19 protein-coding genes and 1 pseudogene are annotated in these 23098 nt (G+C 48.0%); all 20 read left to right on the top strand.

The genetic code is table 11. From position 1 onward, the window contains the following. Positions 1–10 precede the first annotated feature (10 nt). The 20 genes and pseudogenes from DFQ00_RS21405 (at position 11) to DFQ00_RS21310 (ending at position 23096) form a co-directional block, all read left to right on the top strand. Positions 11–2359 carry a penicillin-binding transpeptidase domain-containing protein gene (locus DFQ00_RS21405; RefSeq protein WP_110898511.1) on the top strand — a complete coding sequence of 783 codons (2349 nt, stop codon included), beginning with the start codon at positions 11–13 and terminating at the stop codon, positions 2357–2359. A gap of 92 nt (positions 2360–2451) precedes the next feature. Beyond that, entirely contained in the window at positions 2452–4404 is a 1953-nt protein-coding gene (locus DFQ00_RS21400) for a stage V sporulation protein D (RefSeq protein ID WP_110898510.1), read from the top strand. Then, positions 4382–6031, top strand: a complete 1650-nt coding sequence (locus tag DFQ00_RS21395) for a UDP-N-acetylmuramoyl-L-alanyl-D-glutamate--2,6-diaminopimelate ligase (protein WP_425271048.1) — start codon at positions 4382–4384, stop codon at positions 6029–6031. The genes DFQ00_RS21400 and DFQ00_RS21395 overlap by 23 nt, the downstream gene beginning before the upstream one ends. Then, positions 6031–7443 carry a UDP-N-acetylmuramoyl-tripeptide--D-alanyl-D-alanine ligase gene (locus tag DFQ00_RS21390; protein ID WP_110898540.1) on the top strand — a complete coding sequence of 471 codons (1413 nt, stop codon included), beginning with the start codon at positions 6031–6033 and terminating at the stop codon, positions 7441–7443. Before DFQ00_RS21395 ends, DFQ00_RS21390 begins: the two co-directional genes overlap by 1 nt. Positions 7444–7455: 12 nt before the next feature. Then, positions 7456–8424: a phospho-N-acetylmuramoyl-pentapeptide-transferase gene (gene mraY, locus DFQ00_RS21385; protein WP_110898509.1), complete on the top strand. Its 969-nt coding sequence runs from the start codon at positions 7456–7458 to the stop codon at positions 8422–8424. Between the two features lie 3 nt (positions 8425–8427). After that, a complete protein-coding gene (gene murD, locus DFQ00_RS21380; RefSeq protein WP_110898508.1) occupies positions 8428–9849 on the top strand; it encodes a UDP-N-acetylmuramoyl-L-alanine--D-glutamate ligase in 1422 nt (473 codons plus the stop codon). Positions 9850–9897: 48 nt separating this feature from the next. Further along, entirely contained in the window at positions 9898–10995 is a 1098-nt protein-coding gene (spoVE, locus tag DFQ00_RS21375) for a stage V sporulation protein E (protein WP_110898507.1), read from the top strand. Between the two features lie 8 nt (positions 10996–11003). After that, positions 11004–12113, top strand: coding sequence for an undecaprenyldiphospho-muramoylpentapeptide beta-N-acetylglucosaminyltransferase (gene murG, locus DFQ00_RS21370; protein WP_110898506.1), 1110 nt, complete (start codon positions 11004–11006; stop codon positions 12111–12113). A gap of 153 nt (positions 12114–12266) precedes the next feature. Beyond that, positions 12267–12366, top strand: a pseudogene (locus tag DFQ00_RS30360) (UDP-N-acetylmuramate dehydrogenase); the annotation flags it as partial. 146 nt (positions 12367–12512) lie between these two features. Then, on the top strand, positions 12513–13796 hold the full coding sequence (murA, locus tag DFQ00_RS21360; RefSeq protein WP_110898539.1) for a UDP-N-acetylglucosamine 1-carboxyvinyltransferase: 1284 nt from the start codon (positions 12513–12515) through the stop codon (positions 13794–13796). A 59-nt stretch (positions 13797–13855) separates the two neighbouring features. Continuing rightward, the gene (locus tag DFQ00_RS21355) at positions 13856–14623 is read left to right on the top strand and encodes a cell division protein FtsQ/DivIB (protein WP_110898538.1); all 768 of its coding nucleotides are present in this window, start codon (positions 13856–13858) and stop codon (positions 14621–14623) included. A 296-nt stretch (positions 14624–14919) separates the two neighbouring features. Beyond that, on the top strand, positions 14920–16197 hold the full coding sequence (ftsA, locus tag DFQ00_RS21350; RefSeq protein ID WP_110898505.1) for a cell division protein FtsA: 1278 nt from the start codon (positions 14920–14922) through the stop codon (positions 16195–16197). A gap of 149 nt (positions 16198–16346) precedes the next feature. Further along, positions 16347–17456, top strand: coding sequence for a cell division protein FtsZ (gene ftsZ, locus DFQ00_RS21345; RefSeq protein WP_110898504.1), 1110 nt, complete (start codon positions 16347–16349; stop codon positions 17454–17456). A 282-nt stretch (positions 17457–17738) separates the two neighbouring features. Next, a complete protein-coding gene (spoIIGA, locus tag DFQ00_RS21340; protein ID WP_110898503.1) occupies positions 17739–18725 on the top strand; it encodes a sigma-E processing peptidase SpoIIGA in 987 nt (328 codons plus the stop codon). 11 nt (positions 18726–18736) lie between these two features. After that, positions 18737–19459: an RNA polymerase sporulation sigma factor SigE gene (gene sigE, locus DFQ00_RS21335; protein WP_110898502.1), complete on the top strand. Its 723-nt coding sequence runs from the start codon at positions 18737–18739 to the stop codon at positions 19457–19459. Positions 19460–19570: 111 nt separating this feature from the next. Continuing rightward, the gene (gene sigG, locus DFQ00_RS21330; RefSeq protein WP_110898501.1) at positions 19571–20353 is read left to right on the top strand and encodes an RNA polymerase sporulation sigma factor SigG; all 783 of its coding nucleotides are present in this window, start codon (positions 19571–19573) and stop codon (positions 20351–20353) included. A gap of 225 nt (positions 20354–20578) precedes the next feature. Beyond that, on the top strand, positions 20579–20971 hold the full coding sequence (locus tag DFQ00_RS21325; protein ID WP_244213951.1) for a YlmC/YmxH family sporulation protein: 393 nt from the start codon (positions 20579–20581) through the stop codon (positions 20969–20971). A gap of 59 nt (positions 20972–21030) precedes the next feature. Then, positions 21031–21930 carry a peptidoglycan editing factor PgeF gene (pgeF, locus tag DFQ00_RS21320; protein ID WP_110898500.1) on the top strand — a complete coding sequence of 300 codons (900 nt, stop codon included), beginning with the start codon at positions 21031–21033 and terminating at the stop codon, positions 21928–21930. A 6-nt stretch (positions 21931–21936) separates the two neighbouring features. Beyond that, entirely contained in the window at positions 21937–22638 is a 702-nt protein-coding gene (locus tag DFQ00_RS21315) for a YggS family pyridoxal phosphate-dependent enzyme (RefSeq protein WP_110898499.1), read from the top strand. Continuing rightward, positions 22629–23096 carry a cell division protein SepF gene (locus tag DFQ00_RS21310; RefSeq protein ID WP_110898498.1) on the top strand — a complete coding sequence of 156 codons (468 nt, stop codon included), beginning with the start codon at positions 22629–22631 and terminating at the stop codon, positions 23094–23096. The genes DFQ00_RS21315 and DFQ00_RS21310 overlap by 10 nt, the downstream gene beginning before the upstream one ends. Positions 23097–23098 lie beyond the last annotated feature (2 nt).

Genomic DNA, 23098 nt, shown 5'->3' with positions numbered 1-23098 from the left:
TGATTCTTCGATGGTAAAACGAATAAAAATGCGTACATTGTTAATAGGGGGATGTATTACCCTCTTTTTTCTTGTACTCATAACGCGTATATTTTTCATTCAGGTAGTGAATGGTGGCGATTGGCAGGAACGGGCTGCAGGGCTGATTGAGAGGGAACAGACGATCAAGGCGGCTCGGGGAACAATTACCGATCGTAATGGCAATGTGCTCGCCACGGATTCACCGGCCTACACGGTCTCAGTGAACCCGCTGTTGATTAATCAATTGGGCATTGAAGATGAAGTGACCCAAAAGCTGTCCGCGTTGCTCAAAAAAAATGAGAGTGAAATGCGGGCTCTTGTGACAGCGAAGAATAGTGATGGGAAGTTTTTTCAGCAACGTGAGGTGCGGAGTGAAGGGTACAAAATTAGCCCTGAGCTTGCAGCAAAGGTCAAAGAATTGCGTCAACAGCTGCAAGATGAGTATAAGGCTGGCAATGCAATTGTCATGACACAGGAATCCAAGCGTTTTTATCCGGAGCAGACGCTGGCTTCTCATGTGCTGGGTTATATGAGTCGTGATGGAAAAGCTGTCAATGGACTTGAGGTATCATACAATGATGCTCTGACAGGTAAAGACGGATATCTGAACTATCAGAAGGATGCCAAGGGGATCAAGCTTCCGGGGTCACAGGATAGCTATTTGCCGCCACAGAACGGGAAAAACCTTAAATTAACGATTGATGATACGATCCAGCTTTATATCGAGGAGGCCATGAAAGAGACGGTTGCCAAGTATAATCCGCTCAGTATGACCGTCATCGCTGCCGATCCGAACACCATGGAAATTCTGGGCATGGCCAACTGGCCAACCTTTAACCCGAATACGTATGCGTCCACGCCGGATCAGAAAAACTTTATCAACCACGCCACACAGTCGATCTATGAGCCAGGTTCCACATTCAAAATTGTGACACTCGCAGGGGCTGTGGAAGAGAAGCTGTTTGATCCGAATGCAACGTTTGAATCCAAGCCAACGCGAATTGGTGGCTTTACTATAAGTGATAACGGCCATTCCTATGGACGGATCTCATATCTTGAAGGTGTGAAGCGCTCAAGTAATATTGCCTTTGTTAACCTTGGCTACAACATGCTGGGGGGAGAACGTCTGCGCCACTACATTGATCAGTTCGGTTTTGGTAAAAAGACAGGCATTGATCTGCCGAGTGAAGCAGCTTCTCCCATCAGGCCGCTGATCTATAAATCGGAGATTGCTACCGCGGCTTATGGTCATGGTCTCGTTCAAGTAACGCCGATTCAGCAATTAGCTGCCATCTCGGCCGTTGCCAACGGCGGGAAGCTGCTTCAGCCTCATCTGGTGAAAGAAATTATTAATCCGAATGACGGTTCAACCGAAGTCATCAAACCGAAAGTTGTTCGTCAGGTGATCACCAAAGAGTCCGCCAAGCTCGTCAGTGGGTATCTGGAACAGGTCGTAGCAGACCAGACCATCGGTACAGGCCGTAACGCCTATATTGAGGGATATCGCGTTGCAGGCAAAACGGGAACAGCGAGAAAGGTTATTAACGGTCAGTACAGCAAAAGCAAAGATGTCGTTTCATTTATCGGTTTTGCACCAGTCAACAATCCGAAGATTGCCATGCTGATTGTTATTGACCAGCCGGATGGTACAAACATTGGCGGCGGTACTGCGGCCGCTCCCGTATTCAAAAAGGTTGTAAGCAAAACGCTGCAATATATGGGTGTTCCGAAGGATACAGCCAAATCGACTGATAAAAAGTCAAAAGAAGCGGCTGTCGTGCAGGCCAAGGCTCCAGACTTGAGTGGTAAAACAGCGAAGCAGGCCAGAAGTCAGCTTCTGAACTTGGGTATCGCTTATGTAACATTGGGTCAGGGTGAAAATGTGATTCGGCAGTATCCGCAGGCCGGTGCTTCCATGAATCCAGGCCAGCGTGTATATCTGCTCACCGAGGAAAGCAGCAAGATGAAGGTGCCTGATCTGACGGGTGAATCCTTGCGTGATGCATTGGAAATACTTTCGCTCATGAAGGTGGGTGTTACGACCAAGGGTGAGGGATACGTTGTAAAGCAGAAAGAGCAGGTGTCAGGCGAACAGCGTACAGTGCAGTTGACATTACAGACTGCGAAAGCTGCAGTAACCGGCATCCCGGATGAAGCGCCAGATTCGTCCGACCCTGACGCAGAGAAGAAGGATGAAACTGCGAAAACGAATGATAAGGGTGGAACGCAGGAGAAAGGCGATTCCGGGGCTACCGAGAGTCAAAGTAACTCCCAGAAGCAGACGACTCAAGACGCAACCTCGGATTCACCAGCCAATAAAGGGGCTTCACTTCCATAAGCTTCATAGACAGCTTGTTCTAACCCCCGGTTGTCCTGAATATTCATGAATGAGACAGTTCATGATTTTGGGACGAGTGGGGGGATCTTTTCGTGAAGGGATCAAGTGTGAATCTGCGGCGCAGGTTGCTGTGGAGCTTATTGATTTTGGTAATGTTATTCTCAGCCCTGGTGATCAGGCTTGCTTATGTACAATTGGGTCAAGGCCCTGAATTATCCGCGAAGGCAGAGGAATCCTGGCGCCGTAACATACCCTACACAGCCAAAAGAGGCGAGATTCTTGATCGTAATGGAACCGCTCTGGCCTATAACGTAACTACTCCAACAATTATGGCGATCCCTGCTCAGGTCAAGGAAGCTGAGACAACGGCTCGTGCACTTGCACCGTTATTGGGTATGACAGAAGAGAAGGTGCTGGCCACCATCAAGAAAAGAGAGCTAATCGTACGACTACAACCCGGCGGCCGCAAAATTACGATGGAGAAAGCTCAACGCATCCGTGATTTGAAGCTTCCGGGTATCGTTGTTGCCGAGGATAATAAACGCTTCTATCCTTATGATGATCTGGCAGCCCACATTCTTGGATTTACAGGTATCGACAATCAGGGACTGACGGGTGTGGAGAAAAGGTATGACGACAAGCTGAATGGTCTGAATGGTAGTGTATCCTACTTGTCCGATGCGGCCGGAAGGCTTATGCCGGGCTCATCCGAGAAGTATGTGGAACCGAAGGACGGGCTTGACCTCAAGCTGACCATTGATAAATCCATTCAGTCAATTATGGAACGTGAGCTCGATCAGGCTATGGTTAAGTTTCAGGCCAATTCCGCTCTGGCGATTGCGATGAATCCCAAGACAGGCGAGATTCTGGGCATGTCGAGCAGGCCGGGCTACGAGCCGGCAAATTATCAGCAATACCCGTCGGAGATTTACAACCGAAACTTGCCCATCTGGATGACCTACGAGCCAGGTTCAACCTTCAAAATTATTACACTTGCTGCTGCGCTGGAAGAAAAGAAGGTGAATCTGCAGCAGGATCAATTTTTTGATCCAGGTTTTGTCGAGGTCGGCGGTGCGCGCTTGCGTTGCTGGAAGAAGGGGGGGCATGGAAGTCAGACCTTCCTTCAGGTGGTTGAAAACTCTTGTAACCCAGGCTTTGTCGCTTTGGGACAAAAGCTTGGTAAAGAGTCCTTGTTTTCCTACATCCGAAATTTCGGTTTTGGTACCAAAACCGGAATTGATCTTAGCGGTGAAGCAAGCGGCATCCTTTTTAAATTATCAAATGTAGGTCCTGTCGAGCTTGCAACAACAGCTTTCGGCCAAGGTGTATCTGTCACGCCTATTCAGCAGGTAGCTGCGGTGTCCGCAGCCATCAATGGAGGCAAGCTCTACAAACCTTATGTGACGAAGGCCTGGGTGCATCCCGAAACCGGAGAGGTACTGGAGGAAGTGAAGCCCGAGCTGGTTCGTCAGGTAATCTCGGAGAATACATCCAAGCAAGTGCGAGAAGCGCTTGAAAGTGTTGTAGCCAAAGGTACAGGACGTCCAGCATTTATTGACGGGTACCGTGTAGGCGGTAAAACGGGTACAGCTCAAAAGGTTATTAATGGACGTTATTCATCAACCGAGCATATTGTATCTTTTATCGGATTCGCTCCAGCCGATGATCCACAGATCGTTGTATACACAGCAGTGGATAATCCCAAGGGAATTCAATTCGGGGGTGTGGTTGCCGCTCCGATTGTGCAAAATATTCTGGAGGATTCATTGCACTACATGAATGTACCTGTACGCAAGGATCAGCTTTCCAAAGAGTATAAATATGGTGAAACCAAAATTGTGACGGTTCCTGATCTTACCGGCGCAACGGTTGCAGATTTGTACGAGGATCTGAACATGAATTTTATGCTGGCGAAGTCCGGCAGTGGCAAATATGTAATTAATCAAGCGCCTAAACCTGGGGCGAGGGTAGATCAAGGCTCAACGATACGCATATATATGGGTGACGTGCTGAAGGATGGGCATGACCACAGCAAGGATGAATGAGTGGGCAGGAGCGGGTTTCTGGTCTACACCGCAACAAAATTCTTTAAAGTGCGTTTCATTATTTGGTGATATTGCCGATATTAATAATGCAACGTATCCGATAATTACAGAAGTCTATTTGAAAAGTGAGGTTATTCATGTGCTTTTAAACCAATTTCAATCCCAATTGACGACCGCTCGTCTCGTAGGCGACTCCAATATAGAATGTCACAACCTTCAGACAGATTCCCGGCAGGTTCAGCCGGGGGATCTGTTTATCTGTCTTCCGGGACATACGGTGGATGGTCATGATTATGCTGCAAAAGCAGTGCAAGCCGGAGCGTCAGCTCTTGTGGTGGAGCGTGAACTGGATTTGGCTGTGCCGCAGCTGATCGTCAACGACAGTCGTTTTGCAATGGCTGTTCTCTCGGACTTCTTTTTCGACTCGCCAAGCCGCAAAATGAAAATGATCGGTGTGACAGGCACCAACGGCAAAACAACAACAACGTATTTAATCGAAAAAATTATGAGCGATTACGGTCAGAAAACAGGACTAATCGGCACGATTCAGATGCGTTATGATGGGCGTACATATCCGATGTCAGGAACAACGCCAGAAGCGCTTGATCTGCAGCGCAGTCTGCATGATATGGTACAGGCTGGGACGGACTGCTGCGTGATGGAGGTGTCATCTCATGCGCTGGAGCAGGGACGTGTCAAAGGCACCGATTTCCGTACAGCGGTATTCACAAACTTGACGCAGGATCATCTGGACTACCATCACTCGATGGAGGAGTATCGTGGAGCCAAAGGGCTGTTCTTTGCACGGATGGGTAACACTTACGCTGATGAAGCCTCCCTTCGCAAGTATGCGGTAATCAACGCAGATGATCCGGCAGCCGCATATTTTATTTCAGTAACAGCTGCTGAAGTGATTACATATGGCATGGGGGAAAAAGCAGATGTACGTGCTTCCGAAATCTCGATTACAGCTCAGGGAACTTCATTCCATGTAGATACATTTGCAGGCAGTGCTGACATTCAGCTGCGTATGGTAGGCAAGTTTAATGTGTACAATGCCATGGCTGCGATCTCGGCGGCACTGGTGGAAGGAGTTCCGCTGGAAGAGATCAAGCGCAGTCTGGAAACTGTTCCAGGCGTGGATGGCAGAGTGGAGGCAGTCGACGAAGGGCAGCCTTATGCAGTTATCGTGGATTACGCTCATACACCGGATGGACTGGAAAATGTACTGCGTACCGTCAAAGAGTTTGCTGAAGGACGAGTGATCTGTGTGTTTGGCTGCGGAGGTGACCGTGATCGAACCAAGCGGCCGTTAATGGGGAAAATTGCTGCAAAGTACAGTGATTTTGTACTGGTAACTTCTGATAATCCGCGGACCGAAAATCCGGATCTGATTCTGAAGGACATTGAGCAGGGTCTGATCGAGGATGCTGTACCGGCTGAACGGTACACGTTGATTGTGGATCGCCGTTTGGCAATCCATGAAGCTATTGAAATGGCAAGCCCAGCCGATGTAGTATTGATTGCGGGCAAGGGTCATGAAACGTATCAGATTATCGGCACGACCAAGACTGATTTCGATGACCGGATCATAGCTAAAGAAGCGATAAGGGGCAAATCCAATTGATAAAACGAACATTGGCGCAAATCGCCGAAATGTGTGGCGGCACGTTAAATGATGCTGCCATCTATAGCGGAGTTATAGCCGAAGGGGTGTTTACCGATTCCCGTAAACCGGTGACAGCCAGTCTGTTTATCCCTTTGGTTGGTGAACGTTTTGATGGACATGAATATGTGCAGGCCTGTCTGGAGCAGGGAGCTGCAGGTGCCTTATGGCAAAAGGATCACGGACTTCCGCCGCAGGGCGCTGTTATTATCGTCGAGGATACACTCGTAGCCTTGCAGTCACTTGCATCAGCCTATTTGGCTGAGAGTCAGGCGTCCGTCGTAGGTATCACGGGTAGCAACGGCAAAACAACAACAAAGGATATTGTAGATGCACTTCTCTCCACGACATTTAAAGTGCATAAAACGCAGGGCAACTTTAACAATCATATCGGCTTGCCCTTGACGGTATTGAGTATGCCCGAGGATACAGAGATTGTCATTCTGGAGATGGGCATGAGCGGCCGGGGCGAAATTGAAGAGCTGTCTCTTATTGCGCAGCCTGATGTTGCGATTATTACGAACATTGGTGAATCACATCTGCTGCAGCTCGGATCAAGACTCGAAATCGCAAGAGCCAAGGCTGAAATTGCGGCGGGGTTGAAAACGAACGGATTGCTCATCTATAACGGAGACGAGCCTTTAATTGCCCAGGTGCTGGGTGAGCCCGGGACCAGACAACCAGAAAACATGCAGCGATTTACCTTCGGACTGCAAGCCGGGAATGACGATTATGCAACAGGGCTGATGAACGTGCAGCATGGAATCGTGTTTACTGCGAAGCAGTCCGGGGAACTGGCATATACACTTCCGCTGCTGGGTACGCACAATGTGGTCAACTGTCTGGCTGCGATGGCTGTGGCACGTCATTTTGGCGTTACCACGGACCATATGGCGGCAGGCTTATCACAGCTAAAGCTGACAGGTATGCGCATTGAGGTGACACAGGCGGTTAGCGGGCTGACTCTTTTGAATGATGCATATAATGCAAGCCCGACCTCGATGAAGGCAGCCATTGATGTGTTGGAAGGCTTAAAGGGTTATCGGATGAAGGTTGCTGTGCTCGGAGATATGCTTGAATTAGGCCCACAGGAAGAGCAGCTTCATCATGAGATAGGTGTGTATATTACCCCTGCCAAATTGGATAGAGTGCTGGTATACGGACCGTTGTCCCTGCATATTGCCGAGGGCGCGAGGAAGCATATGCCGGCAGAGGCTGTGCATGCTTTTGACAATAAAGAAGCGATGTTCCGCTATCTGCTGCAGCATCTTCATGCCAGAGACGTTGTCTTGTTCAAGGCCTCCCGAGGCATGAAGCTGGAAGATGTGGTTCATGAACTACAGACAGCACCATTACACAATCGAGTAGACTAGAGGGGTGAACCCATGGATTTTCAGGTATTACTGTTAACAATCGGTGTTTCATTTATTTTGGCGGTGATTGCCGCACCGCTTCTGATTCCGCTACTGCGCCGAATGAAATTTGGGCAGCAAGTCAGAGAAGACGGGCCTCAGAGCCATTTGAAAAAAAGTGGAACACCAACGATGGGCGGAGTTGTCATTTTACTTGCCTTCACATTAGCATTTCTTAAATTTTCGGCGGTCAAGAACACCGATTTTTATGTGCTGCTTGTCGCAACGTTAGGATTTGGACTAATCGGCTTTTTGGATGACTATATCAAAATTGTATTCAAGCGTTCGCTTGGACTTACGGCCAGACAAAAAATGCTGGGACAGCTGCTCTTCAGTGCCCTGATGTGTTATTTGCTTATTCAAAATGGCCACAGCACCGCGATTTCCATTCCGGGAACCTCGGTTTCATTCGACTGGACAGGATGGTTTTACTATCCGTTTGTTGTATTTATGATGCTTGCCATTACCAATGCGGTTAACTTCACAGATGGACTTGATGGTTTGTTGTCTGGAGTGAGTGCGATTGCATTTGGTGCCTTTGCTATTGTAGCGATGCAGGCAACATCTATGCCAGCCGCTGTGTGTGCAGCTGCGATGATTGGCGCGGTTCTTGGTTTCCTGGTCTACAATGCCCATCCGGCCAAGGTGTTTATGGGTGATACGGGCTCACTTGGTATTGGGGGCGCGATCGGCGCAATTGCTATTGTTACGAAGACTGAGCTCCTCTTCCTCGTCATTGGAGGTATTTTTGTCATCGAGGTGCTCTCTGTCGTGATTCAGGTGGTATCTTTCAAGACCCGTGGCAAACGTGTGTTCAAAATGAGTCCGATCCATCATCACTTTGAGCTGAGCGGTTGGTCAGAATGGCGGGTTGTCATTACCTTTTGGGCGGTAGGTGCGATTTTGGCCGCTCTTGGACTTTATATCAACAAGGGGTTGTAAACTATGAACCATCCAGAAACCTATCGCGGACAACAAGTGGTTGTGCTTGGACTTGCGAAGAGTGGCGTACAAGTTGCCAAAGTGCTGCATCGTGCAGGAGCAATCGTTACGGTAAATGACAAGAAAGAAAGAGAACAGTGTCCCGAAGCTTCCGAACTGGAGGCTTTGGGAATTTCTGTTGTATGCGGAGGTCATCCAGATGACCTCATTCATGATCAGGTGAAGCTGGTGGTGAAAAATCCGGGCATCCCTTATCATGCCGCTCCCGTGCAGCATGCGCTTGAGTCAGGCATTGAAGTAGTGACTGAGGTAGAGGTGGCGTACCACCTCTGTAAAGCACCTATGATCGGAATTACAGGCTCTAACGGCAAAACAACAACAACAACCTGGGTAGGCAACATGCTGGAGCAAGCAGGTCTGAAACCTATTGTTGCCGGTAATATTGGCACGCCTCTCTGTGAAGCGGCTGAGCAAGCGACTCCCGATCACTGGATGGTGGTGGAGCTGAGCAGCTTCCAGCTGAAAGGTACGGTTGAGTTTCGTCCGCGCATTGCTGCGTTGCTTAACGTGGCCGAGACTCATCTGGATTACCACGGAGATATGCAGGATTATGTCGCTTCCAAAGCGAAGCTGTTTGCTAACCAGCAAGCAGATGATGTTGCTGTTTTGAATTGGGATGATGCGGTCTGCCGGGAATTGATCCCTTATATCAAAAGCAAGCTGATCCCTTTCTCGCTGACAGAACGACTTGAAATGGGAGTATATGCTGACCCGCCATATGTTGACGATCAAGAGGATGATGTGAAACGTCAGGTGGTTTACGCAGATGATCAGGGCAAGCAGCACGTTATCATAGACATACAGAATATTAGCCTGCCTGGACGCTTTAATGTAGGTAACGCACTCGCTGCTGTAGCGATGGCTGTTGCTGCTGGTGCTGATCCTGCACGGCTGGCTGCACCGCTTGCAGCATTCAAAGGTGTTGAGCATCGACTTGAGTATGTGCTGGAGCATAACGGCTCAGCGTATTATAACAATTCCAAAGCAACGAATTCCAAAGCGACGGTTATGGCACTGAACTCCTTCAAGAAGCCGGTCGTGCTAATTGCTGGCGGCCTCGATCGTGGCTCGGATATGATGGAGCTGCTGCCAGTGTTGGAAGATCGCGTCAAAGCGGTTGTGCTGCTGGGTGAGAATCGGACCAAAATTGCTAAAGTCGCAGAGCTTGCCGGACTAAAGCAAATTAAGATCGTCGATAATGAGGAGGACGCTGCCCGTACATTAACGGCTGCCGTTCATGAAGCAGCAAGGCTTGCTGAGCCGGGTGATGTTGTTTTGCTATCACCTGCATGTGCGAGCTGGGACATGTTTGCTTCCTACGAAGAACGGGGACGCATTTTTAAACAGGCGGCGCATAACTTGTAAGTAGGGGGGTGGAAAAGCCCCTACTTCCATGCAAGGGGTGGCCTCCTGATGAAACAGACGCGACCGGCGCCGGATATATGGCTCCTGATTTGTATTTTGGCTCTGCTTGCCATCGGCATCATCATGGTGTACAGTGCAGGTTCGGTGCTTGCTTTTCGCAACTATGGGGATTCATTTTACTTTGTGAAAAGACAGATTTTGTTCGCTGTACTGGGACTGGCAGCGATGTTTGTAACAACGAATGTGGATTACAGGGTATGGAGGAAATACGCCAAGCCCATTCTAATTGTTTGCTTTATTATGCTTATTGCCGTGTTAATTCCGGGGATTGGTGTCGTTCGTGGGGGCGCGAGAAGCTGGCTTGGCATCGGATCTTTCGGGATTCAGCCCTCCGAGTTTATGAAATTGGGTATGATTCTGTTTCTTGCCCACTGGCTGAGTAAAGATCCGGGTAAGATTCAGAGCTTTACGACGGGGCTGTTACCCCCGCTTGGGCTGATGGGGGTTGCCTTTGGTATCATCATGCTGCAGCCGGATTTGGGTACAGGCACTGTAATGATGGGGGCTTCCATGCTTATCATTTTTACAGCCGGTGCACGTATGAAGCATCTCGCTTTGCTTGCATTAGGGGGTATAGCGGGCTTTGCGGCCTTAATCGCGGCTGCGCCTTACCGTTTGCAGCGAATTACAGCATTTCTGGACCCTTGGTCTGATCCGCTTGGTGCTGGGTATCAGATCATTCAGTCACTCTACGCCATCGGTCCGGGTGGACTGGCAGGTCTCGGTCTGGGCATGAGCCGGCAAAAGTACAGTTATGTGCCTGAGCCACAGACGGACTTTATTTTTAGCATTTTGGCAGAAGAGCTTGGTTTCATCGGTGGAATAATCGTTTTATTATTATTCCTGGTACTGGTGTGGAGAGGCATGCGTGTAGCGATGACCGTTCCGGATGCCTTTGGCAGTCTGCTGGGGGTTGGCATTATTGGCATGGTTGCTGTGCAGGTCATTATTAATATTGGTGTTGTCATTGGCCTGATGCCTGTTACCGGCATTACACTTCCGCTGATTAGCTACGGTGGATCATCCTTAACGCTTATGCTTACGGCACTAGGTATATTATTGAATTTATCCCGTTATGCGAGGTGACTTATACGATGCGAGTCGTTCTTAGCGGCGGCGGTACGGGTGGACATATCTATCCGGCTGTTGCCATAGCAAGACAATGCGAGGCGGAGAATCCGGACTCGACATTTCTATACATTGGCGGGACGCGAGGGCTGGAAAGCAAGCTCGTTCCGCAGGAGGACATTCCGTTTAAGTCTATTGATATTACTGGCTTTCGCCGTAAATTATCTCTTGAAAATGTGAAAACAATTATGCGTTTCGTTCAAGGGGTACGAAAGTCCAAAAAAATGCTGAAGGAATTCAAGCCCGATGTTGTGATTGGTACAGGCGGGTACGTTTGCGGACCTGTAGTGTATGCGGCAGCAAAGCTTGGGATTCCATGTGTAATTCATGAACAAAATGCAATTCCGGGTCTGACCAATAAGTTCTTAATGCGTTATGTAGACACCGTTGCAGTCAGCTTCGAAGGCTCTGAGAAATCATTCTCAGGAGCCAAAAAAGTTATGTATACCGGCAACCCGCGAGCAACTACGGTAGCTCAGGCCAGTCGGGATCGAGGCTTCGCTACACTTGGCGTGCCTATGGACAGCAGGGTTGTGCTTGTTGTTGGCGGTAGTCGGGGAGCAAAAGCGATTAATCAGGCGATGATCGAGATGGCTCCTATGCTGGAACAGTTAAACGATGTGCATGTGGTCTACGTTACAGGAGAGACTTATTTCGATGAAACTCGTGAAGCGATTCGAAGCTCTCTCGGAACGATGCCTAATCATCTGCATGTGCTTCCTTATGTGCATAACATGCCAGAAGTGCTGGCCTGTACTTCTCTGATTGTGAATCGGGCGGGAGCTTCGTTTCTCGCGGAAATTACGTCACTGGGCATTCCGTCGATCCTGATTCCTTCACCCAACGTGACCAACAACCATCAGGAAGCTAACGCGCGTACCCTTGAAAAAGGTGGGGCATCACTCACTATGCTAGAGAGAGAGCTAACCGGCAAAGGGCTGTATGAAGCAATCGCAGGTATTATGAACGATGAATCGGGACGCAAACGGATGGCAGAGGCTTCACGAAAATTAGGTAAACCGGATGCTGCTGAAGTGTTAGTGAAAGAGGTTAAACGTCTTGCTTCAAGGCGGTAATGTGCGTTAGTGGGCGATTGTCACACACGAGGCGGGACTGACATAAGATACCGTATAAATCGTGACAATCGTTCCATGATACCGCAGCACAGCATTCAAGCCGTAGAAAACACATTTTGAGGTTAAGATTCTGGATACCTGCCTCAAGATGTTGGTATTCCCGGTATTGTTCGGTGGAGCTGTAGGATGGATTGCAGGTGCTCATGGATCGGATGTGTCACGGATATTTCAATTCGCTGGAATTGTACTGGAGATGATCCAGGCCAAGCGACAGCAGAGGACGTCTTCACCCTTATGCAGCCTATTCAGAGCACGATATCATCTCATATCGGTATGAAGGTATTTACTTGGTACCGTATGTCTTCGCAGTGGGTGAGCGTAAACCCCGGAGGTGATACATTGGACAAATTGGTGATTGAAGGCGGGAGACCCCTATCAGGAACCATACGCATCCATGGAGCAAAAAATGCTGCTTTACCGATTATGGCCGCAAGTTTGCTCGCAGACGGTGAAATTACGCTGCACAACGTTCCACACTTGCTGGACATCGAAGTAATGCTGTATATCCTGGAACGGCTTGGATGCACATGTCGGCATGAACAGGGGACTGTGACCATTAATACGTCGCAGATCCGGTCACATGATGTGCCAGAAGATCTCATGAAACAGATGCGCTCTTCCATCTTTCTAATGGGGCCATTGCTGGCAAGGTTCGGGAGGGTTTCTGTATATCAGCCTGGTGGCTGTGCGATTGGAGAACGGAAAATTGATCTTCACCTTCGTGGGCTGGAAGCGCTCGGAGCACGGATTGAAGAGCAGGATCAGCAAATCATCTGTCATGGAAATCAACTGGCGGGTGCGGATATTCATCTGGATTTTCCAAGTGTGGGAGCAACCGAGAATATTATGATGGCTGCTGTGCTGGCTGAGGGGACAACGACGATATTCAACGCGGCGAGAGAGCCAGAGATTCAGGATTTACAGTACTTTCTGAATGCGATGGGTGCACGAATTATGGGGGCGGGTACCGACACGATTACGATCAGTGGTGTTGAGAAGCTGCAGCCATGCACCTATGAGATTATTCCTGATCGAATTGTCGCCGGCACGGTTATGATCGCTGCGGCTGCAACCCGAGGTAATGTTACGCTCACACAATGCAATCCGTCACATCTTACTTCACTTATACATGTGTTGAAGCGCACTGGTGTTCAAATCACGGTCTGCAATGATATAATGACTGTTAGTTGCATGACCCGCCCGAAATCGGTGGATCGTATTGTGACTTCTCCGTATCCTTCATTCCCAACTGATCTGCAATCACAGATTATGGTGCTACTCAGTTTGGCAGACGGATTCAGCGTGATGAAAGAAACGGTATTTGAAGGCAGATTTAAACATGTGGATGAGCTGAACGTCATGGGAGCTGATATTTCGGTGGATCTGAATGCAGCATTTATCCGTGGAGTTCCTAGACTGTACGGCGCTACCGTGGAAGCAACAGATCTCCGTGCAGGTGCTGCTTTGGTTATTGCAGGTCTGGCGGCCCAAGGAAAGACGGTTGTGGAGCAAGTACACCATATTGACAGAGGATATGATCGGATCGAAAAGTTATTTCAGAGTCTTGGAGCCTCGGTGGAGAGACAGTCAACTGTTTCGAAACAGTTGGATTTTGCCAATTAACGTCCTTGGCGTCCCCTTCTTGAAAGGGAGGGGGACCTGAGGCTTTGTGGAGCGTTATGATGCCTAAAAGTAAAATTCCGGTTCTCAAGGAGAATCGCCCAAAAAGAAACACAAGCCGAAAAGTTGTAATTATCCTGTTATTATTATTTATTGTTTTACTGGCAGTATTATTCTTTCGTTCTTCGATGAGCCGCATATCAGCCATTGAAATTACGGGTAATGTATACACGGCGACTTCGGAGTTACTCGATAAGAGCGGTTTGAAAGAAGGAGACCAGTTTTTTGGTACAACTGCTTCTGAGATCATCGAACGCCTTAAAACGATTAAGGCTGTTTCAACCGTTACAGTAGACAAGCAATTTCCGGGAACGATTCACATCAAGGTTCAGGAATATCCCACAGTCGCTTATGAACTTGATTCCAGCGGTGCATTGAGAGCCATCCTGTCCAGTGGGACAAGCCTGAATGTTCCGCCAACGATTGGTGTTGCAGTAGAGAAGCCGATTCTGACGCAATGGAAGCCGAATGATCCGCTCAAAGCAAAGCTAAGTCAGGCACTTGCTCAAATTCCGAACGAGCTGACTACGGACATTTCTGAGATTATTCCGAATCCAACGCCTTCATTTCCAGATCAAATTCGAATGTACACCAAGTCACAGTTTGAAGTGATTACAACAATATCGTTGTTAACGGACAAAGTGGAGTATTTGAATCAAGTGATTGAAACGGAACGGCCAGGCAAAATTACGATGCTTGAGGCAGATACGTATGTGCCGTTTATTCCGGATAATACAGAGGATACTACAGAACCAGGAACAAAGCCCTGATCAGTCCCTTATCTCGCATTATTGAATACGCAAAAGCGTAGGCGGGATAAGGCTTTGGGCCCGATTCAGGTGTGAAACTTGTTCTTTCTGAGTTTAAGAAAAAATGGTACACTTGAGCTTACGGCACCTGAAATGCCTCCTTCTTTTTTCTTCAAGGTTTTATGTTACGCAACCAGAACTTGGCATCCAAAAAAATTGTAGAAAAAAGAGGGAAAGTTTAAAGTGTGTTGAATATGTTTTAATGAGTGTTTGAACCCGAACGTAATTTACTATTGAAGTCAGGAGGTGCCACAGACTTGAGCAACAATGACATCATTGTTAGTTTGGACATCGGTACATCCAAAATTCGCGCTATTATTGGGGAAATTAATAATGGAACCTTTAATATTATTGGAGTTGGATCTGCCGACTCGGAAGGAATTCGCAAAGGTGTAATCGTAGATATCGATCAGACGGTGCAGTCGATCCGCAATGCAGTGGATCATGCTGAGCGTATGGTTGGTATTCAAATATCCGAAGTATATGTTGGAATCTCAGGGAATCATATCGGACTGATGAGCAGTCACGGTGTGGTGGCAGTATCGAACGAGGATCGTGAGATCGGAGAAGAAGACATGGAACGGGTGTTGAAAGCAGCCGAGGTCATTGCGGTTCCGCCGGAACGGGAAATTATCGATGTTGTCGCCAAGCAGTATGTGGTTGACGGCTTGGAGGGCATACAAGACCCACGGGGGATGATCGGTGTTCGTCTGGAGGTTGAAGCGACCATCATTACCGGTGCAAAAACTGCGATACATAATCTTTTGCGCTGTGTGGAAAAAGCGGGATTAAAAGTGAGTGATCTCGTTCTTATGTCACTGGGGGCGGGCCAACTGGCTCTGTCCAAGGATGAGAAAACGATGGGCTCTGTACTCGTCGATATTGGGGCTGGGGCAACAACCATCGCAATCTTTGAAGAAAACAGCTTGGTTGCAACGTCAACTTTGCCAATTGGCGGTGAATTTGTAACCAATGATATTGCTTATGGTTTACGCACTCTGACGGATCAGGCAGAGAAAGTAAAGTTGAAATACGGCTGCGCCTGGCTTGATGATGCTGCTGCAGATGTGATGTTTAAGGTTACTCGCATCGGTAGCAATGTAGACAAGGAGTTTTCACAAGAGGATCTGGCAGCTATTATTGAACCAAGGGTTCAGGAGATCTTTCAGATGATTGGTCAAGAAGTGAAGCGCCTTGGTTACAATGAACTGCCTGGAGGTTATATACTTACGGGCGGCACGGTATCCATGCCGGGTGTACTGCAAGTAGCACAGCATGAGCTTGCTGCATCGGTGCGGGTTGCCGTTCCGGATTACATTGGTGTGCGTGATCCTGGATTTACCAGTGGTGTTGGTATTTTGCACAATGTTATTCGTGGTTTGCGTATCAGGCCCTCGAGCAGCAGTGGTGGTAACAACAATAACACTAATAACAAAAAACCGACGAACCGTCCTAAGCCGAATACGGCACAGGAATCGGAACAAAAACCCGGTCTGTTCGAAAGACTGAAGAATATGTTCAGTGAATTTATATAACAGGTTGGATCCATTTCATACATTCTTGAAGCCGTCTGAATGCGCTGGTACTAAAATAAACGCTTTCGTTCGTCGATATATGAAATTGATTCGGTTCAAGTCAAAATTGGACGGGCCATTCATGCACATTGAGGGGGAGATGGAATAATATGTTGGAATTTGATTTTGAGATGGAGAGCTTGGCTCAGATTAAAGTAATCGGGGTAGGCGGTGGCGGAAGCAACGCTGTCAACCGAATGATTGAAAATGGTGTACAGGGTGTAGAATTCATTACGGCAAATACGGATGCGCAGGCATTACACTTGGCGAAATCCGAACATAAATTGCAGATTGGTGATAAGTTGACACGTGGTCTCGGTGCCGGTGCCAACCCTGAAGTGGGTAAAAAAGCGGCTGAAGAATCCCGTGATCTGATGATGAATACCTTGAAGGGTGCCGACATGGTGTTTGTCACTGCCGGAATGGGCGGGGGAACAGGAACAGGTGCGGCTCCAGTCATCGCTGAGATTGCGAAAGAATGTGGAGCTCTTACAGTAGGTGTAGTAACCCGACCATTTACGTTTGAAGGACCGAAGCGTTCCAGACATGCTGAGCAAGGCATTGAAGCGCTTAAGGAAAAAGTAGATACGCTGATTGTTATTCCGAATGATCGTTTGCTTGAAATTGTTGACAAGAAAACACCAATGCTTGAAGCTTTCCTTCAAGTGGACAACGTTCTCCGTCAAGCCGTTCAGGGTATCTCCGACCTGATCAAAGTTCCTGGCTTGATCAACCTTGACTTCGCAGACGTCAAAACGATCATGACAGAACGTGGATCGGCCCTCATGGGGATCGGTGAAGCAACTGGGGAAAACCGTGCTGCTGAAGCTGCACGCAAGGCTATCATGAGCCCATTGCTTGAAACTTCAATTGAGGGTGCACGTGGTGTCATCATGAACATTACGGGCGGCATCAATCTTTCCCTGTACGAAGTCAATGAAGCAGCAGAGATTGTCACTGCGGCTTCCGATCCGGAAGTGAACATGATCTTTGGTGCGATTATTGACGAAAACCTGAAAGAAGAGATTAAGGTTACGGTAATCGCTACTGGATTTGAGGATAAACCAGCGGCTCCACCGGTGCGTAAGCCTGCTGCGGCAACAGAAACATCGGAGACCCGTTCGCCAAATCTTCGTCCATTTGGAAATCAGCCGAGCAATGATCAGTTGGACATTCCGACATTTTTACGTAATCGTTCCCGCAACAACAATAACGAATAATGCATTGATCTTTATCTGGAAACCCGGTACTGCTTCTAAAGCAGCCGGGTTTTTTGCTGTTTTCTAATATAGCCTAACATACAGGGATGAACAAATTCTGAACAACTCGGGTCTGCGCATTCCGACAAAAAAAGTTGGAAACAAGCTCCCACATTTAGACAGACTTTGAACAGGAGGCTCCGTATACTTGTGAATATGCTCATGAAATATCGAGATGAATAAAACATCTAAGATCGTTGCAATCATTTGTTTCGGTATGTTCGATGCAGGCAGGTGAAGAGCGTGGTTGTGTATGTCGATTTGATCTTTTTGACCAATCTTATCATTGATGGAGCGCTCATTGGGCTGACCGCCTGGATGCGCCAAACGAAGCTGGTCTGGTGGAGATGGCTGTTATCGGCCATCGTTGGCGCGTTGTACGTGGTGATGATGTTTGTACCGCAGTTTGATTTTATGTTCACATTTCTTATCAAGTTTGGTTTTTCTCTCGTTATGTTAAGTATTGCGTTTGGATATAAAGGGCTGCAGGCTTTTACACGAACACTGGGCACATTCTACGTCATCAATTTTGTCGCGGCCGGAGGTATTCTGGGTGTGCATTACATGCTGCAAAGCTCGGGAGAGCTGTTTAATGGCATCTGGTTTACAGCCTCGGGTGGCATGTCATTTGATCTGAAGATTGCGTTCTGGTTCACATTCATTGTATTCTTCGTGGTCCTTTTATTATTCAAAATTGTGCAGAGTGCCAAACGAAAAACAGATCGGTTGTCCACATATTTGGGTAAGGTGGAGGTCTGCATTGATGAGATGGTTGTGTCTTGTACAGGCCTTCTGGATACGGGCAATCAGCTTACGGACCCTTTATCACGGATGCCGGTGATGGTCATGGAGGCTTCGTTGTGGCAGGAGTGGCTGCCTGAGTCCTGGAAGCACAGACTGAAGCAGGATTCTCCGGATCAGCTCATTATGGAGCTGGATCAGGAGCAGGAGCATTTTAAGTGGCAGGACCGACTGCGGCTGGTTCCCTATCGTGGGATTAACAAAGGCACAGCCTTTATGTTGGCCATCAAGCCGGACCGGGTAAGAGTGACGATGGAGGAAACGCCTTATGAGACAACCAAGGTGTTGATTGGACTGGATGGAGGCGTTTTGTCGTCCGATGGAAAATATCAGGCCGTGATTCATCCTGAACTTGTGCAAGAAGCTGCTTCTGCGCAGTCTACGGCTCAATCCGCGGAAGCTACAGAAAAGCCGCTGAATGTGGTATAGGAGGAACCGACATGCTTGTGAAATGGAAACTGGCTGCTCAACTGAATTATTACCGCTTGTTATTCCTGTTTGGGCTGAAGAGTGAGGAGATTTATTACATCGGGGGGAGTGAAGCACTCCCGCCTCCACTGACAAGGGAAGAAGAGGAGTATCTGCTACAGAAGCTATCGTCTGGAGATGCGGCTATTCGTGCCATGCTGATTGAGCGTAATCTGCGTCTGGTGGTGTACATCGCACGCAAGTTCGAAAATACAGGCATCAACATCGAGGACCTGGTGTCTATCGGTGCGATTGGCTTAATCAAAGCCGTAAATACATTTGATCCGGAAAAGAAAATCAAGCTCGCTACTTATGCTTCGCGTTGTATCGAAAATGAAATATTGATGTACTTGCGGCGTAACAGCAAAATTCGTACCGAGGTTTCTTTTGACGAACCACTGAATATTGATTGGGATGGAAATGAACTTTTATTATCCGATGTGCTCGGTACCGAGAACGATACAATCTATCGAAATATCGAAGAGCAGGTAGATCGCAAGCTGCTGCACAAGGCACTGGAGAAGCTTACGGATCGCGAGCGAATGATTATGGAGCTTCGTTTTGGCCTGACGGATGGGGAAGAAAAGACACAAAAGGATGTAGCTGATCTGCTGGGAATCTCCCAATCCTATATCTCTCGTTTGGAAAAAAGAATCATAAAAAGGCTTCGCAAAGAGTTTAACAAAATGGTCTAATCCGGTTAAAAAAGAAGAATGGGTATTACTGGCAAGGGTGCCAACTACGAATAAAAAAGCCTGCCTCGGAGATAATGTACATTAATGTTTCTCCTTGGGAGGTAAATCACGATGACCCGAAACAAAGTCGAGATTTGTGGGGTGGACACCGCAAAATTGCCTGTTCTCACCAATATTGAAATGAGGGAATTGTTTCATTCCCTTCAACAGCACCATGATCGCTCAGCGAGAGAGAAATTGGTGAATGGTAACCTGCGTCTGGTACTCAGTGTCATTCAGCGTTTTAACAATCGGGGGGAGTTTGTCGATGATCTGTTCCAGGTCGGCTGCATCGGCCTGATGAAAGCCATTGATAATTTTGATTTATCCCAGAATGTCAAATTTTCAACCTATGCGGTACCGATGATTATCGGTGAAATTCGCAGATATCTGCGTGACAATAACCCGATTCGAGTATCCCGGTCTTTACGGGACATTGCCTATAAGGCACTTCAGGTTCGAGACAGCCTGACCAATAAAAATTCACGCGAACCGACGATATTTGAAATTTCCGAGGCGCTCAATGTGCCGAAGGAAGATGTTGTTTTTGCACTCGATGCGATTCAGGACCCGGTATCCCTGTTTGAACCGATCTACCACGACGGTGGGGACCCGATCTATGTCATGGATCAGATCAGTGATGACAAGAACAAAGATGTGTCCTGGATCGAAGAAATTGCTTTACGCGAAGCGATGCACCGACTTGGCCAGCGGGAAAAGATGATTTTGTCGATGCGCTTTTTTGAAGGGAAAACCCAAATGGAAGTGGCAGATGAAATCGGAATATCGCAGGCGCAGGTTTCACGTCTTGAAAAATCAGCGATACAACAGATGCAGAAACATGTGAAGTCGTAGTCTAATCATGTGAAAAAAATGTAAAAGGGCGATTGATCGGATCACAACTCCATTGATCGCTCTTTTTTTGTGCATAGGAAGAATACTATCTTCAGTTAAAGCTGCTCTCTCGTTCATGCTTTTGGAGCATGCAAGCAAAAAAAGGGACATTTTTCGCCTAAAGGACATATATTTAATACAGAAGGATGCAGAGCGGGAGACGAGTCTTAACAGGGGGCGGAAGGAATGAGAGTGAATACAAATGAACCGGCTTCGCGAGGTATGAAAATCTCCGATTTTCAAACGAAGGATGTTATTAATATCACGGATGGCAAACGACTTGGACAGATTAGCGATCTGGAGCTCGACCTGCAGCAGGGCAGAATTGAGGCCATTGTAGTACCGGGTTACAGTCGTTTTATGGGGCTGTTTGGCGGGGGAACGGATCTCATCATTCCTTGGAGAAACATTGTGAAAATTGGTTCGGACGTCATTCTTGTGAAAATGGATGAGGTCAAAGAACAGACCTATGACGAGCGTGAGCGGGAAGCTCGGCTTTACGATGAGCAGCAGCAGAGCCGCACCGACCGAGCAGATCGGCTGGAACGCTTGAATCGCAGTCAGCGTAGAACGATATAAACGATAAGAGAGACAGAACTCTGCTTTATTTGGTACACTGGAAGTTGTGAGGTGAGAGAATGGAACCATTTGTATTGGACAAAGATGTAATGAAGGAAACCGCTGAGCAAACGTATCGTGATGATCAAGATCCGCTGCTGTTATACATTAAACCTTGGCAGCAATCGTTTAAACGGTTGACGGCCGGCTTTACAACCAGACATGGAGGCGTTGGTCAGAAGCCTTACGCTTCGCTCAATTGTGCGTATCATGTCGGGGATGATGCTGAAGCGGTACTAAGCAATCGCCGCCTTGTTACGAATAAACTTGCTTTTCCTTTGGAAGCCTGGACCTGCGGTGAACAGGTGCATGGGAAGCATGTGGCTGTCATTACAGATGCAGACCGGGGCAGAGGGCTGATGGATCGTCAATCGTCCTTGCAGGATACAGATGGACTGGTAACCAACGTGCCTGGTGTACTGCTGACTTCCTTTTACGCTGACTGTGTGCCTCTATATTTCTATGACCCTGTGAAACAGGCTGTAGGCCTTGCACATGCCGGATGGAAAGGCACGGTAGCGGGTATCGCTGTCTCTATGGTGGAAACGATGGAACGCGAGTATGGAAGCCGGAGAGACGACATCCGGGCGGCTATTGGCCCATCTATCGGGAAATGTTGTTATGAGGTAGATGAGGCTGTGATGCAGCATGTTCGGGTTTGGCTCGATGAGCCTCTGGGTAATGATGAATACGAGCGTTCTGTGGCCGAAAGCATATATACCCCTGCCGCAGACGGTAAAACGATGTTAAACTTGAAAGAATGTAATCGACACATTATGATGAAAGCAGGAATATTGCCGGATCATATCGAATGTACAACATGGTGTACAAGTTGCCATCCTGAGCTTTTTTTCTCTTATCGTAAGGAGAACGGAACGACAGGGAGAATGGCAAGCTGGATTGGGCTGGAAGAGAGGTGACCCTCTGTGTCATTGGAGGAGCGTATACAACAAGTTAATCAGAAGATTGAAGATGCGTGCAAGCGTAGCAACCGTCAGTCCGAACATGTGAATGTGATTGCGGTCACGAAATATGTCTCATTGCAAACGACAGGGGCTGTGCTTGAACAAGGTCTTGAGCATATTGGAGAGAATCGCTGGCAGGATGCACAGGCGAAGTGGGAAGCTTTGGGGCAGAAGGGCACCTGGCATTTTATCGGTCATTTGCAGACAAATAAGGTGAAGGACGTCATTGGCAAATTTGCATACATACATTCACTGGATCGTTTGTCACTGGCCAAGGAACTGGACAAAAAAGCCGGCGCGCTAGGCATGAAGGTAAACACGTTTATGCAGGTGAATATTTCGGGTGAAGAGAGCAAGTATGGCTTGCAGCCTGAACAGGCAAGTTCATTCTTGAAGGACATCCAATCGTTCAACAACCTCAATGTCATCGGTCTGATGACGATGGCACCTCATGAGGAAGATCCGGAGATGACACGCCCTGTATTTCGAGGGTTGCGTGAGCTGAGAGACGATTTGAATGGACAAGCATTGACTGCGCAGCCGCTGACGGAGCTGTCGATGGGCATGTCAAACGATTTCGAAGTAGCCATTGAAGAAGGGGCAACGTGGGTGCGGCTTGGATCAATACTCGTAGGAAAAGAGGAGGGAACACGATGGGCGTAATGAATAAATTTATGAATTTCCTTGGACTTCAGGACGAGGAAGAGATTGTGGAGCGTGAGCGGCTTGCTGCACAGGATGAACAAGAGCAAGAACAGCATGAAAATGAAACCTCTGCACTGGATAAACGTAGAAACCAAAGGGGGAATAATGTGGTTAGCATTCATTCCCAGAAAAATGTTAAAGTTGTCCTGTATGAACCTCGTTCATATGACGAAGCACAGGAGATCGCCGACCATCTTCGCTCGCATCGTACCGTTGTGGTCAATTTGCAGCGAATCCGTCAGGATCAGGCTCTGCGTGTCATTGATTTTCTGAGCGGTACGGTATACGCATTGGGTGGCGGTATATCTAAAATTGGCGGCAACATTTTTCTCTGTACGCCAGATACGGTTGAAATTCAGGGAACCATTACGGAAATACTGGCTGACAGCGAGCAAGATTATAACAGAATGAGGTGAGC

The sequence above is a fragment of the Paenibacillus barcinonensis genome, assembly GCF_003217495.1.
GTDB classification, from domain to species: domain Bacteria; phylum Bacillota; class Bacilli; order Paenibacillales; family Paenibacillaceae; genus Paenibacillus; species Paenibacillus barcinonensis.
This window is presented reverse-complemented; position numbering and strand designations above follow the sequence as displayed.